Origin of the sequence: Pseudomonas helleri (assembly GCF_009600315.1) — a bacterium.
GTDB classification, from domain to species: Bacteria; Pseudomonadota; Gammaproteobacteria; order Pseudomonadales; family Pseudomonadaceae; genus Aquipseudomonas; species Aquipseudomonas helleri_A.
Window position 1 is genome coordinate 71,363 of sequence record NZ_WIWC01000018.1, and the last position, 13,259, is coordinate 84,621.

At 53.7% G+C, this 13,259-nt stretch carries 15 protein-coding genes; 2 read left to right on the forward strand and 13 right to left on the reverse strand.

All coding sequences use genetic code 11. The annotated features are described in order from the left end of the window. Nucleotides 1–38: 38 nt before the first annotated feature. The 11 genes from tolA to GHN86_RS12995 all read right to left on the reverse strand — a co-directional run bounded on the left by tolA (nt 39) and on the right by GHN86_RS12995 (nt 8,862). Entirely contained in the window at nt 39–1,151 is a 1,113-nt protein-coding gene (gene tolA / locus GHN86_RS12945) for a cell envelope integrity protein TolA (RefSeq protein ID WP_153386694.1), read from the reverse strand. After that, nucleotides 1,151–1,603: a protein TolR gene (gene tolR / locus GHN86_RS12950; RefSeq protein ID WP_167654288.1), complete on the reverse strand. Its 453-nt coding sequence runs from the start codon at nt 1,601–1,603 to the stop codon at nt 1,151–1,153. Before tolR ends, tolA begins: the two co-directional genes overlap by 1 nt. 23 nt (nt 1,604–1,626) lie before the next feature. After that, nucleotides 1,627–2,322, reverse strand: a complete 696-nt coding sequence (gene tolQ / locus GHN86_RS12955; RefSeq protein WP_323369267.1) for a protein TolQ — start codon at nt 2,320–2,322, stop codon at nt 1,627–1,629. Next, a complete protein-coding gene (ybgC, locus tag GHN86_RS12960; RefSeq protein WP_153378698.1) occupies nt 2,312–2,779 on the reverse strand; it encodes a tol-pal system-associated acyl-CoA thioesterase in 468 nt (155 codons plus the stop codon). The genes tolQ and ybgC overlap by 11 nt, the downstream gene beginning before the upstream one ends. A gap of 137 nt (nt 2,780–2,916) precedes the next feature. Then, entirely contained in the window at nt 2,917–3,975 is a 1,059-nt protein-coding gene (gene ruvB / locus GHN86_RS12965) for a Holliday junction branch migration DNA helicase RuvB (protein WP_323369268.1), read from the reverse strand. Then, nucleotides 3,976–4,584 (reverse strand): Holliday junction branch migration protein RuvA, encoded by a 609-nt coding sequence (ruvA, locus tag GHN86_RS12970; RefSeq protein WP_323369269.1) that lies wholly within the window; start codon nt 4,582–4,584, stop codon nt 3,976–3,978. 108 nt (nt 4,585–4,692) lie between these two features. Continuing rightward, on the reverse strand, nt 4,693–5,217 hold the full coding sequence (ruvC, locus tag GHN86_RS12975; protein WP_003441230.1) for a crossover junction endodeoxyribonuclease RuvC: 525 nt from the start codon (nt 5,215–5,217) through the stop codon (nt 4,693–4,695). A 127-nt stretch (nt 5,218–5,344) separates the two neighbouring features. Further along, complete coding sequence (locus GHN86_RS12980) at nt 5,345–6,091, reverse strand: YebC/PmpR family DNA-binding transcriptional regulator (protein WP_153378700.1); 747 nt, start codon at nt 6,089–6,091, stop codon at nt 5,345–5,347. Between the two features lie 117 nt (nt 6,092–6,208). Next, on the reverse strand, nt 6,209–7,984 hold the full coding sequence (aspS, locus tag GHN86_RS12985) for an aspartate--tRNA ligase (RefSeq protein WP_122783115.1): 1,776 nt from the start codon (nt 7,982–7,984) through the stop codon (nt 6,209–6,211). A 109-nt stretch (nt 7,985–8,093) separates the two neighbouring features. Beyond that, nucleotides 8,094–8,315 (reverse strand): FmdB family zinc ribbon protein, encoded by a 222-nt coding sequence (locus GHN86_RS12990; protein ID WP_003441220.1) that lies wholly within the window; start codon nt 8,313–8,315, stop codon nt 8,094–8,096. 184 nt (nt 8,316–8,499) lie between these two features. Further along, the gene (locus GHN86_RS12995) at nt 8,500–8,862 is read right to left on the reverse strand and encodes a ribbon-helix-helix domain-containing protein (protein ID WP_153378702.1); all 363 of its coding nucleotides are present in this window, start codon (nt 8,860–8,862) and stop codon (nt 8,500–8,502) included. Nucleotides 8,863–9,632: 770 nt separating this feature from the next. On the opposite strand from GHN86_RS12995, the gene GHN86_RS23965 reads away from it, so the two are divergent. After that, entirely contained in the window at nt 9,633–10,235 is a 603-nt protein-coding gene (locus GHN86_RS23965) for a cold-shock protein (RefSeq protein WP_122783113.1), read from the forward strand. 67 nt (nt 10,236–10,302) lie between these two features. Here GHN86_RS23965 and GHN86_RS13005 read toward each other — a convergent pair whose 3' ends face one another. Both GHN86_RS13005 and GHN86_RS13010 read right to left on the reverse strand, forming a co-directional pair. After that, nucleotides 10,303–10,509 (reverse strand): SlyX family protein, encoded by a 207-nt coding sequence (locus tag GHN86_RS13005; RefSeq protein ID WP_314488702.1) that lies wholly within the window; start codon nt 10,507–10,509, stop codon nt 10,303–10,305. Further along, nucleotides 10,509–10,925: an HIT domain-containing protein gene (locus GHN86_RS13010; protein WP_323369975.1), complete on the reverse strand. Its 417-nt coding sequence runs from the start codon at nt 10,923–10,925 to the stop codon at nt 10,509–10,511. The genes GHN86_RS13005 and GHN86_RS13010 overlap by 1 nt, the downstream gene beginning before the upstream one ends. A 750-nt stretch (nt 10,926–11,675) precedes the next feature. On the opposite strand from GHN86_RS13010, the gene GHN86_RS13015 reads away from it, so the two are divergent. Further along, nucleotides 11,676–12,968, forward strand: coding sequence for an OprD family porin (locus tag GHN86_RS13015; protein WP_153378704.1), 1,293 nt, complete (start codon nt 11,676–11,678; stop codon nt 12,966–12,968). Nucleotides 12,969–13,259 lie beyond the last annotated feature (291 nt).

Sequence of the window (13,259 nt, forward strand, 5' to 3'; positions counted from 1 at the left end):
GCAGCAGACAACAACCAACAGTCCTCGAAAAAGTTTAATCACAAGGCTAGATCCTCAGGTGTGAATGTCATCTTGAACGATCGATAAGGATTAAAATCGCTGGGCTTCATACCCTGCATCTCCGTTAAACGGCCAATATTCTTGACCGCTGCCACAGCCGAACTGTCAAACGGGCCATCACCACTGGACTTGGCCACTGTGACTGACGTTACAGTGCCATCCGGCAACATGCCGATTTGCAGAACAACTGTCATGTTCTTGCGAGCCGATGGCGGACGAGCCCACCCTTCTGCTGCACGAGCCCGAATCAGGTCGTCGAAACTACCGGCAACCTCATCACCCTGCTCATCGGCCAAAGCCTGCTGACGCTGCGGTGTATCAGAAAGCAAATCCGCCAAGGCCTGGGCCTTTTTCTCTTCGGTCGATTTGCGTGCTGCTTCTACTGCCTTTTTCTTCGCAGCATCGGCAGACGCTTTTTTCTTCGCATCTTCAGCGGCTTTCTTTTTCGCTTCGTCTGCTACAGCCTTTTTCTTGGCATCCTCAGCAGCTTTTTTGGCATCGTCAGCTTTCTTTTTCGCATCTTCGGTCGCTTTTTTCTTGGCGTCCTCAGCAGCCTTTTTCTTGGCTTCTTCTTCCGCGGCCTTCTTGGCCTCCTCCTCGGACTTCTTCTTGGCTATATCCGCGAGTTTTTTCTCTTCGGCTTTTTTGGCTTCTGTTGCCTTTTTGGCATCATCGGCTTTTTTAGCGTCATCAGCCTTCTTGGCTTCATCCGCCTTTTTGGCTTCGCTCGCTTTGGCTTCGTCTGCCTTCTTGGCTTCAGCTGCTTTATCAGCAGCCTCATCTTTCTTTTGCTCTGCGGCTTTTACAGCTTCCTGCTCAACCTTTTTCTGTTCCATTTGTTCAACTTCGGTCTGACGCGCGGCAGATTTCTTCGCCTCACCCGCAATCTTTTGATTGGTCTGGGTGGTCGCCCGACTTTTAGATTTCAGTTGGTACAGGGTGGCTTGAACAATCGGCTTGGAGGGCGGCAGCTCTGGTGTCATGGCAAAGCTAACGAACAGCATGCCAAAAATCAGAACGTGCAAACCTACCGCCCAGACTGTAGGCCAAAAATAATTTTCAGAGGCGGACGGCTCCCGCTGTTCGCGCATCAGGGAGCCTCGGTTATCAAGCCAACGTTCCCGACCCCGGCTTTCTGCAAGCCGCCCATGGCACCCATCACCGCGCCGTAATCAACGGTTTTGTCGCCGCGAATAAAGACCTGAGTTTGCTTGCCGCCCTCATTGCCCGCGCGAATGATTTTAGTCACGGCGTCAGTCATCTGCGGCAAGGTCATGGCCTTGTCCATCTGTTTTTCGGTGTCAACTTCGCTGCCAAGGTTCCAGAAGTAGGTCTTGTCAGCTTTGATCGAGATGGTCAGAACCTGTGTGTTGTTGTCCTGCGGCAAAGCCTCGCTGGAGACCTTGGGCAAATCAACCTTCACACCCTGGTTGAGCATCGGTGCAGTCACCATGAAAATGACCAGCAGTACCAGCATCACGTCGATGTAGGGCACTACGTTCATTTCAGCGACCGGCTTGCGCTTTTTGCGAGCTCGAGCGATTAAAGCCATTGGAAATTACCTGCTTATTCTTCGCTGGTGTGCACTTTACGGTGCAGGATCGCCTGGAATTCATCGGCGAAGGTGTAGTAGCGGCTGATCAGGGTTTCACTGCGGGCGGCAAAGCGGTTGTAAGCGATGACCGCCGGGATGGCAGCAAACAGACCGATAGCCGTCGCAATCAGGGCCTCGGCAATGCCGGGTGCAACTGTCGCCAACGTAGCTTGCTGCGCGGTAGCCAGACCACGGAAGGAGTTCATGATCCCCCATACCGTACCAAACAGACCGATGTAAGGGCTTACCGAGCCGACAGTGGCCAGGAACGGCAAACCTTGCTCCAGCTTTTCTTCTTCACGGGAAATCGCAACGCGCATAGCCCGCGCAACACCTTCCATCACCGCTTCGGGGTCGACACCCGACTGCTGACGCAGACGCGAGAACTCTTTGAAACCGGCGCGGAAAATTTGTTCAACGCCCGAATCCGGATCTGGATTACTGCCCGCCTGACGATACAGCTTTGACAGATCGATACCCGACCAGAAGCGCTCCTCAAAGCTTTCCAGGGCACGTCGACCGGCGCGCAACATAGTGCTGCGCTGAAAAATCATGACCCACGAGGTAACCGATGCGGCCAGCAGGGTCAACATTACCAACTGCACTACAATGCTGGCATTGCTGACCAAGCTCCACATGGAGGAATGGTCGACGACGTTAGCTTCCACGCTGTATCTCCTGCTCTAAATGTTTACCCGTGCCGCTCACGTCGGCAAAGGCCGTACGTAAAGCTTCGGGAATGGCCCGGGGTTTAAAACTATCGGCGCGCACACAGGCCACCAAAAACTGCCCTTCACAGAGCAGCGTTGCATCCGCCGCTCGCCACACCTGCTGCTTGAAACGCAGACTGGCGCGGTTGAGTTCAATCACTTGCGCGCTTATCAACAGTTCGTCGTCCAGCCGCGCCGGTGCGTGGTAACGCGCCTCGCTGGAATGCACGACAAATAACAGGTTCTCGCCTGCCAGCGCGGACTGGGAAAATCCCAATTCCCGCAGCCTTTCGGTTCGAGCCCGCTCCATAAACTTTAAGTAATTTACGTAATACACGACGCCACCCGCATCGGTGTCTTCGTAATAAACGCGACATCGATGTGCGAACGGCTCAAGCCTGTTTTGCGCGCGCATACTCTAGTGCTTACTCCTCAGGTTGCCAATCCGCCAACCCACTGTTTTTTACGCTATTACGACTTTAAGACGGAAGTTTTCCAGCGCCAGACCTTAGGACAGCAGAAACCCCAAAAAAATCGACTTTAAAATGCTTATTAATCGTTTGAAACGTTTGGAAAGTCGTCTGCTACAGGCATATCCCCCAAGCGCGACGGAATGTTCAGACCAAAGTGCAAGTAGGCATGCCGCGTGACCACTCGCCCCCGGGGCGTGCGCATGATGTAACCCTGCTGAATCAAATAGGGCTCGAGCACATCTTCAATGGTATGGCGCTCCTCACTGATTGCCGCCGCCAGACTGTCGACACCCACCGGGCCACCATCGAACTTCTCAATCATAGTCAACAGTAAGCGCCTGTCTTGATGATCGAAACCATGTTCATCAACGTCCAGCAGGTTCAACGCCAGGTCTGCCACCGGTTTGGTGATGTGCCCTTTGGCACGCACCTCGGCAAAGTCGCGCACCCGACGCAACAAGCGGTTGGCGATTCGCGGCGTACCACGCGCGCGCCGCGCTATTTCATAAGCGCCTTCCGGGTCCAGGGGCAGACCGAAGATACCAGCCGAACGACTGACAATCGTTGCCAGATCGTCGGTGCTGTAAAACTCCAGCCGCTGCACAATCCCGAAACGGTCTCGCAACGGGTTGGTCAGCATCCCGGCACGCGTTGTCGCTCCCACCAGGGTGAACGGGGGCAGATCAAGCTTGATCGATCGCGCTGCAGGCCCCTCTCCAATCATGATGTCCAGCTGGAAGTCTTCCATGGCCGGGTAAAGGACTTCTTCAACAATGGGCGACAAGCGATGAATTTCGTCAATGAACAACACATCGTGCGGCTCAAGGTTGGTCAGCAATGCCGCCAGATCACCCGGTCGTTCCAGCACTGGCCCCGAGGTGCTTTTGATCGACACGCCCATTTCCTGAGCGATGATGTTGGCCAGCGTGGTTTTGCCAAGCCCTGGAGGGCCGAAAATCAACGTATGGTCCAATGACTCCGAACGTCCGCGAGCCGCCTGAATGAACAGCTCCATTTGCTCGCGCACGGTGGGTTGGCCAATGTAGTCCGCCAGACTCAAAGGCCTGATCGCACGATCCTGGACTTCTTCCCGATCCCGTCCACTGGAAGCGGTTATCAAACGATCAGCTTCAATCACTTAAATCATTCCCTTAAGGGCGCGGCGAATCATGTCTTCACTGCTCAATGTCTTGTCTTTGATGGCAGACACCGCCTTGCTGGCTTCCTGAGGTTTATAACCCAGGGAAATCAGAGCGCTAACGGCATCACTTTCCGCGCTCGCCACTTGAACCGGCGCATCCGGCTGATTAGGCACCAGAGCAAACATGCTCGGCACTTGCTCCCACGCCTTGAAGCGATCCTTGAGCTCGACCAAAAGGCGCTCGGCGGTTTTCTTGCCGACGCCGGGCACTTTGGTCAACGCGGACGTATCCTGAGCCTGAACACAGCGTACAAGCTCATCCACTTCCAGACTGGACATCAACGCCAACGCCAGCTTGGGGCCAACGCCATTCAGCCGGATCAGCTCGCGAAAGAAGTCGCGCTCGCGCTTACCTATAAAACCATAGAGCAACTGCGCGTCTTCGCGAACGACCAAATGAGTATGCAAGGTGAGCGGTTCACCCAGGAGCGGCAACCTGTAGAGCGTGGTCATCGGCACTTCAAGCTCGTAACCCAGGCCATTTACATCAAGAATCAGGTGCGGCGGCTGTTTTTCAGCCAAGGTGCCGCGCAAGCGTCCAATCACGTTTCAGATCCTTTTCTCTGGCCAGTACATTGGCTGACACCTAGAAGGACAAGGCTGCATCATTGCGCATAACACCCTGTCGGCTAGCTTAATAACATTAAAACGGCCTCAAAGACGAAGGCGACCACCACGACTGCGCGCCGCCCCCAGACCGTGGGGCAAAAGACTGGAGCGGGTATGGGCATGGCACAGCGCAATGGCCAGAGCATCCGATGCATCGATCTGCGGCTTGGTGGTCAGCTTGAGCAAATGCATGACCATCATCATCACCTGCTCCTTATTGGCGCCCCCCGTGCCGGCCACTGCTTGTTTAACTTGAGTGGCGGAGTACTCCGCAATTTCCAGACTTTCTTCCGCGCCAGCCACAATAGCCGCGCCTCTCGCCTGCCCCAGCTTTAACGCGGAATCGGCGTTGCGGGCCATAAAGACTTTTTCGATGCCCATCGTCACTGGCCCGTACGTCTGAATAACCTCTCGAACGCCGCGATAAACAATTTGTAACCTCTCGTGCAGTTCACCACTGCCTGTACGAATACAGCCCGACGCTACATACACACAGCCACGGCCCGTGTCGCGCACGACGCCATAACCGGTGATTCGCGAACCAGGATCGATACCAAGAATAAGAGTCATAACGCCTACAGCTTATGAAGTGACGCCCACCGGCACATACCCGGACAGCTTAAAGGCAGAAGCCGGAGGTGCACAGCGCCGCGATCATCGCGACGGTGCAGCTCCGGCTTTCAGGATCATGCGGGTATCAGGCTAGCTGTTCCAGCACTGCATCAGGGATTTCAGCGTTGGAGTACACGTTTTGCACGTCATCCAGGTCTTCGAGCATATCGATCAGCTTGAGCACTTTTTCGGCGCCCTCCAGATCCAGCTCGGCACTGGTGGTCGGCAGCATCACGATTTCGGCGTCTGCCGGCTTGAAGCCCGCCGCTTCCAATGCATTACGCACGGCATAGAAACTGGTGAACGAAGTGAACACATCGATGGAACCGTCTTCATTCGTCACCACGTCGTCGGCATCTGCCTCCATCGCAGCTTCAATCAAGGCATCTTCATCGACACCCGCAGCATAGGATATCTGGCCTTTACGCTCGAACAAATACGCCACAGAGCCATCGGTGCCCAAATTGCCGCCACATTTGCTGAATGCATGGCGGACGGCGGCGGCAGTGCGATTGCGATTATCGGTCATGCACTCGACCATCACGGCAACGCCACCCGGCCCATAGCCTTCATAGCTCAGCTCGACCATATCATCAGTATCGGCGGCACCCGCACCACGGGCGACAGCACGATCAATAATATCGCGGCTCATGTTCGCACCAAGGGCTTTGTCCAGCGCCAGACGCAGGCGCGGGTTGGAGCCGGGATCTGCGCCACCCTGACGGGCAGCAACCGTCAGCTCACGAATCCACTTGGTGAAGATTTTGCCTTTTTTGGCATCCTGACGCTCTTTGCGGTGCTTGATGTTCGCCCACTTAGAATGACCTGCCATAACCTACTCCGAATCCTTTATGAAACCTTGCCGGTTCGGCACATGCCATGAACCCGCAATAAAAATTCTCGACCCAATGACAAAGGCGCATCCGAAGATGCGCCCTTGAGGTCAGTCTTACTCAGCCTTAGGCTGTTCACGCAAACGGATATGCAGCTCGCGCAACGCTTTAGCGTCTACCGCGCCAGGCGCCTGAGTCATGACACAGGCAGCGCTTTGGGTTTTCGGGAAGGCAATCACTTCACGAATAGACTGAGCGCCAGTCATCAGCATAACCAGACGATCCAGACCGAAAGCCAAACCACCGTGGGGTGGCGCACCGTATTTCAAAGCATCCAGCAGGAAGCCGAACTTCTCTTCCTGCTCGGCTTCGTCGATACCCAACAGGCGGAAAACAGCTTGCTGCATTTCCTTGCGGTGGATACGGATGGAACCGCCACCCAGTTCAGTACCGTTCAATACCATGTCGTAGGCACGAGACAGCGCGGTGGCCGGGCTGGCTGCCAGCTCCTCAGGAGAGCATTTTGGCGCGGTGAACGGGTGATGCAAGGCGCTGAAGCTGCCGTCGTCGTTCTCTTCGAACATCGGGAAGTCGACCACCCACATCGGTGCCCACTCGCAGGTCAGCAGGTTCAAGTCGTTACCGACCTTGATACGCAGCGCGCCCAGTGCCTCGCTAACGATCTTGGACTTGTCGGCGCCGAAGAACACGATGTCGCCGTCTACTGCGCCGACGCGATCCAGGATCACATTGAGGTTGGCTTCAGGGATGTTCTTGACGATCGGCGACTGCAGGCCTTCAACGCCCTTGGCACGCTCGTTGACCTTGATGTACGCCAGGCCTTTGGCGCCGTAGATGCCGACAAACTTGGTGTAGTCGTCGATCTGTTTGCGCGGCATGCTTGCTGCACCCGGAACACGCAGGGCAGCAATGCGGCACTTCGGATCGTTGGCCGGGCCGCTGAACACTTTGAAGTCGACGTCTTTAAGCTGGTCGGCAACGTCTACCAGTTCCAGCGGGTTACGCAGGTCTGGCTTGTCGGAACCGTAACGGCGCATGGCTTCTTCGAAGGTCATGTGCGGGAACTCACCGAATTCCAGATCCAGCACTTCCTTGAACAGGTTGCGGATCATGCCTTCGGTCAGGCCCATGATGTCTTTTTCATCGAGGAAGCTGGTTTCGATGTCGATCTGAGTGAACTCAGGCTGACGATCAGCACGCAAGTCTTCATCACGGAAGCATTTGGCAATCTGGTAGTAACGGTCAAAACCGGCCACCATCAGCAACTGTTTGAACAGCTGTGGAGATTGTGGCAAAGCAAAGAACGAACCGGCATGAGTACGGCTAGGCACCAGATAGTCACGCGCGCCTTCAGGGGTGGCACGGGTCAGAATAGGTGTTTCGACGTCCAGGAAGCCGTTTTCGTCGAGGTAACGACGAATGCTGGTGGTCATGCGCGAACGCAGACGCAGCTTCTCGAGCATCTCAGGGCGACGCAGATCGATAAAGCGGTAGCGCAGGCGCGTTTCTTCGCCCACATCAGAAAATTCGTTCAGCGGGAACGGCGGGGTCTCCGCTTCGTTCAGTACTTCAAGCTCATAGCCCAGCACTTCGATCATGCCCGACGCCATGTTGGTGTTGCCGGCACCGGCAGGACGCAAGCGCACTTTGCCCGTCACTTTAACGACGTATTCGCTGCGCACACGGTCAGCAGCGGCGAAGGTTTCAGCGCGATCCGGGTCGAATACCACTTGGGCCAGACCATCACGATCACGGATATCGAGGAAAATCACCCCACCGTGGTCACGGCGACGATGAACCCATCCGCAAAGGGTAATTTCCTGGCCGTCCAGGCTTTCGTTCAGTTGGCCGCAATAATGGCTGCGCATCATGGTAGTGGTTTCACTTCTCGTAATTCGAAATTCGATGGAGGTCTTGCGCACCGTCGGTGCTGATAACACTGCAAGAGCCCGCTTGTGTTCAGACTGCCTTCGCCCGACCTCAGTCGGACTTGTCGCCGCCTGCCAGATTCTTTTTCGAGCCTGTCTTGAAGTCTGTTTCATACCAGCCAGTACCGCTTAGGCGAAAACCTGGCATGGACAGCATCTTCTTCAGCTCAGGAGCCTGACAGGCAGGACAATCAACCAGTGGCGAGTCACTGATTTTTTGAATGGCTTCCAGCTGATGACCGCAGGAAGCGCATTGGTAATCGTACATAGGCATCGGCGTATCTCGACAATCCGTTAGCGGCAACCCTATAGACAGAGGGCCACACAGCAAAGCGCGAGATTATATCTGGTAAATCGAGCTATTGCAGCCGCAGGAATCGCCATTGCGCTTCAAATGCACCATGAAATTCGAAAGAATACAAGTCACCGAACATCCCCGCTCGGCCTGACGCATCGGATCAAACCATAAATACTTGTCTAGGTGCCGCACTGTGCGAAGCCCGCGCAGCCTTCAGCAGATGCATGACGCAGACGACACGGATGAGGCCGCTAAAATTTTTCACACCGCCATGTCGCAGATGAATTTCTCTATCGATGTAGGAAAGCAGCGCATTTATTGAGCACTCGTTACTTCGCGAAATATCGGACAATACATCCCAATACACCTCCTCAAGCCTTAAACAGGTGGCAAAACCATTTAACCTTACCGACCTTGAAAGTGGCTTAGCCAGGGTCATACCAAAATCAAGAATAACGGGATCTATTCTAACTCTCTGCAATAATCTGCCCCCCGTACTCTCCTGCCGCAATAATCGTCCCATACCAAAAATACTCCATTGCAACGCCATTAAAGTTAGTTATATTTTCCAATCGGACACACCTCATAAAACATTATGTAAAGGTTCTTAACCAGCAGACCTCACCCTCAAGCCTGTAGGAGAGCTCTGGGTCAAACAGCAGAAGACCATCGCGCCCGCCCCTTGCCAAGCGAAAACTGGCTGCAGGTCCGCCCAGTCAGAGTGCATTGCACAAAGCAATCGCCACAAACTACCGCACGCCATGATGCGACTGGATAACTTGCGGCTCTCCTCTTAATCCAGCACTGCTGCGCCAACTTTATTTACCACAACCAGAGTTAAACCTCGTTTCACCTCTATCTTTTAACTACACAAAGTTTGAATCGCATTAAAAGTCAGAGCCTTCTCACCCGCCTGGCGCCGACACCCTACAAAAACGACCAACGGTAATTATCCCTACCGAACAGACCATCATCCCCACACCCAAAGCGCAATTAACAGATTACCAAGACAGCCGCAGAATGGAGCAAAACCCCTCTAGACCGGGAGTCCTATCAAAAAAGAGGCAATTGTGCAGGAACCCTGTACGTAATCTCGAGCACGGCCTTACCCATGCACTTAATTTGAGAAGGCCTTGGGTTTGCTGTTAAATAGGCAGCGTGTCGCTTTCGCCAAGTGTCTGGCGAGGGCGCATAGGCTGATACCCGCACGTGCCTGACTTCTCCATTTTTTTCAAAACGAACCGTGCGCAATCAGCTCTTCCTTGCGATCCGTCTTAATGCGAGTTAATTGAAATGTTGAAAATCGTTCACCTGATAACGGGCGCAGCTGCCTTGCTGCTGTCCTTCATTCCTGGCCTTCAAGCCGACGCCGTACCTTACCTGCAACACAACGATGCTCTTTATCTGGCTTTTCTTGGCCTGCTTAACCTGACACTGGCTCCGGTCATTCCGTACTGGAACAAAGGCCCACGCCATCAACTGCAAAATCTGGTCAGCGCTCTGCTGGTGCTGTCTGTTGTTCTGCAAACGCTGACCCTGTTCGGCCTGCTGCTGCCGATTGGCGAGCAACCGGCTGTATTGCTTAGCCTGGTTCCTGCCGTACTTGCTGTTGCGCTGCACCTGATCATCAACCTGTATAAATCGTCACCTGCTTCATCCTCGCAAAGCTATGACATGACCAACCGCGACACCGGAACTGTGAAGTGGTTTAACACCTCCAAGGGTTTCGGTTTTATCTCCCGGGATTCTGGGGATGACATTTTTGTCCACTTTCGCGCCATCCGTGGCGAAGGCCACCGAGTACTGGTGGAAGGACAACGCGTGGAGTTCTCGGTCATGAACCGCGACAAAGGCCTGCAAGCTGAAGACGTGATTGCCGCACTGCCGCGTCGCTGATTCAAGCCTGTAAAAAAACCGCGACCAGCACAGCTGGATCGCGGTTTTTTATGGCCTGCACCAAACCTCAATAATGAGGCGGCGGAGCCTCTTCCTCGAACGACTCGAACTGCCCGCCCATTTCTTCCTGACGCTTGAGCAAAACGGCCATCTGCGCCTGCAAACGATCTACTGTGTTCTGCTGTTTTACCAATACATCATTCAATGACTGAATGGTGTCATCTTGAAAGGCCAAACGGCTCTCAAGGTCCATAACCCGCTCTTCAAGTGTCACTACTTATCCTCCAAAAAAGTGAAAGCCTGTTTTAGCTTGCAGCGCATTTCGCTCACTTGTGCTTCTGCGTAAGGCTTTGCCGGGAGTTTGCCCCATACCGGAGCAGGCCACGCTGCATCCGTTCGATAGCGCACGATCACATGCATGTGCAACTGGCTTACCACATTACCCAGCGTTGCTACGTTCATTTTGTGCGCACCAAACAGCACATTGAGCGCTCGCGCCAACTCGGTTGTTTCGTGCCACATCAGTTGCTGATCACTGTCATCCAGCTGAAACAATTCACTAATACCCTCACGCCGCGGCACCAGGATAAACCACGGGTAATTCGAATCATTGGACAGGAGCAAGCGGCACAAGGGTAGATCACCAATCAGCCAAGTGTCTTGTTCAAGGCGTGCATCCAAAGTAAACACAGCGTGCTCTCCTGATTTTCGGGGGATTTGTTCCGAGCTCGCACCCAAGGCTCACGAGGTGCAAGCTCAAAACTGAAAGGATACCCTTGATTGGGTTCCGTATCACGACACCCACCGGACTCGCACGTGGAATGTGGCTCAAAGGATAACCAACACAGGCCGAACATTTTTGCACCAAAATTGAACAGCATGAGTGATTGAATGCCCACAAAACGTCACCGACTAACCCAACAGGTGTTAACCGGTAACGCTTAAATCGCTGACATCACTTAGGCATTGACCTGCGAAGGGTATTCGCCCTGATCACGTTTGCAGAATTTACGACCTTTCAGAGCTGCATCCGGAGTGTTTTCTGAATCAGAACACCCACAAAAATATTTTCACTGCTGCCGTCCATTTTGAGCATGCTTGTTGCATAACCTCTCAATACAGCCGTTTGGGCATGCGTTAAACGCAGTGACCAGATAACAAACAACAGGTCACTCAACGGCGCCTGATATTTCTGAAATGGATTCAGAATATTTTTTATGTGCGCATGAGTATTAATGACACAAGAAAATAGCTGAAATACCGTTCGCAGCTATGCTGTTGCGGCATTGCTGTAAAGAAACAGAAGCGTATGAGAGCAAGTATCGCCAACATGGCCGGCGTGATATAAGTTTTCGCCGACACAAAAAGAAAGAGCCGCCCCAGATAAAAATCAAGGTGGGGACGGCAGTACTCTTCCTAAAACCAAAGGAGCAAATCACGATGCGCGTGATGAAGTGGAGCATGATCGCACTGGCTGTTTCAGCTGGTACTACGCAGTTCGCAATGGCCTCGTCCCAGGACGAATCCAAAGGTTTTATCGAAGACAGCACCCTGACTTCCAAAACCCGCATGCTGTACATGAACCGTGACTACCGTAATGGTGCAGGTAACATCAGCAAGAACGGAGACGGTGCAGCGCCGTATAAAAGCGGCTATCGCGAAGATTGGGGTCTGAGCGAGCTGCTTAACTACGAATCCGGCTTCACCCAAGGCACCGTCGGTGTCGGTGTAGATGCGTTCGCCATGGGCACTCTGCGCCTGGACGGCGGTGCGGGTCGTCAGGGCAACGGCCTGTTTGGCACCAAAAGCGATGGCTCTCCGGAAGATACCCAATCGAAAATTGGTGGCGCTGTTAAATTCCGCCTCTCCGATACCGTGTTGAAATACGGCAACCAGTTTGTTGCAAGCCCGGTTTTCTCGACCGATGACAGCCGCTTGCTGCCAGAAGTCGCCACCGGCACATTGATTACCAGCAAGGAAATCAAAGGTCTGGAGCTGTCCGCCGGCCGCTTCACCGCTCTAAGTTCGCAGACCGGTATGGCACGTGACAGCATCAACGGCCCGCACGAGCCTGGCCTGACCGCCGCAAACATTGCAGGTGCAACCTATCAGTTCACTGACAATCTGGTTGGTGGCGTGGCTGCATCCGACGTTGATGAGTACTTCAAGAAGCAATACGTCAACCTTAACTACACCCTGCCTATCGCAGAATCCCAAGCCCTTAACTTTGACCTCAACGGTTACAGAACGTCGAGCCAGGGTGAAGAGCGCGCAGGTAATGTCGACAACAAAATCTGGAGCTTGGCAGCGGCTTACAGCATCGGCGCCCACAAGTTCACCCTCGCCCACCAGCGCTCCACCGGTGATAGCGGTTACTACTATGGCGTAGATGGCGGCGGCACTATTTTCCTAGCCAACTCCGTTCAGTACTCCGACTTTAACGGTAAAGACGAACGCTCCTGGCAGGGTCGCTACGACCTGAACATGGCCAGCTACGGTGTACCAGGCCTGAGCTTTATGGCTCGCTACGTCAAAGGCGACAACATCTCTACTGACACTGGCGAAGGCAAAGAGCACGAATTCGACTTCGAGAGCAAATACGTGATGCAGGAAGGCCCGGCCAAAGACCTGTCTTTCCGTCTGCGTAGCGCGATCTATCGCTCTACCAGCAACTACCAGGCTGACACCAACGATGTTCGCGTAATCGTTGAATACCCACTGAACATCTTGTAATTAATGCTCCGGGTATTTCCCGGGTAATGATGTTTCGTAAAAGCCACGCCCCTGTTTAGAGGCGTGGCTTTTTTATTTGCCTGCACAGAAAAATATATAGCAAGCTAACTATCGTATTCAAATACAAAGGCATTGCGTTGAAAATTGGCTATCACGGATAACGCTTTCTTCATCCTTAGCCAGGTACAGAAACAATTAAAGAGGCCTTAGCCCCGGCGGTTGCAGGAGCTGAGTGCAACACGGTTATTGAATTGACGCAGGAGCATCATATTGCATAGCCAAGGCTTTCTG

Bases quoted from the DNA above. Each gene is read 5' to 3' on its own strand.
- tolA (WP_153386694.1), bottom strand. From the start codon at position 1,151: ATGCGCGAACAGCGGGAGCCGTCCGCCTCTGAAAATTATTTTTGGCCT.
- ybgC (WP_153378698.1), bottom strand. From the start codon at position 2,779: ATGCGCGCGCAAAACAGGCTTGAGCCGTTCGCACATCGATGTCGCGTT.
- ruvC (WP_003441230.1), bottom strand. From the start codon at position 5,217: ATGACTCTTATTCTTGGTATCGATCCTGGTTCGCGAATCACCGGTTAT.
- GHN86_RS12980 (WP_153378700.1), bottom strand. From the start codon at position 6,091: ATGGCAGGTCATTCTAAGTGGGCGAACATCAAGCACCGCAAAGAGCGT.
- aspS (WP_122783115.1), bottom strand. From the start codon at position 7,984: ATGATGCGCAGCCATTATTGCGGCCAACTGAACGAAAGCCTGGACGGC.
- GHN86_RS12990 (WP_003441220.1), bottom strand. From the start codon at position 8,315: ATGCCTATGTACGATTACCAATGCGCTTCCTGCGGTCATCAGCTGGAA.
- GHN86_RS12995 (WP_153378702.1), bottom strand. From the start codon at position 8,862: ATGGGACGATTATTGCGGCAGGAGAGTACGGGGGGCAGATTATTGCAG.
- GHN86_RS23965 (WP_122783113.1), top strand. From the start codon at position 9,633: ATGTTGAAAATCGTTCACCTGATAACGGGCGCAGCTGCCTTGCTGCTG.
- GHN86_RS13015 (WP_153378704.1), top strand. From the start codon at position 11,676: ATGCGCGTGATGAAGTGGAGCATGATCGCACTGGCTGTTTCAGCTGGT.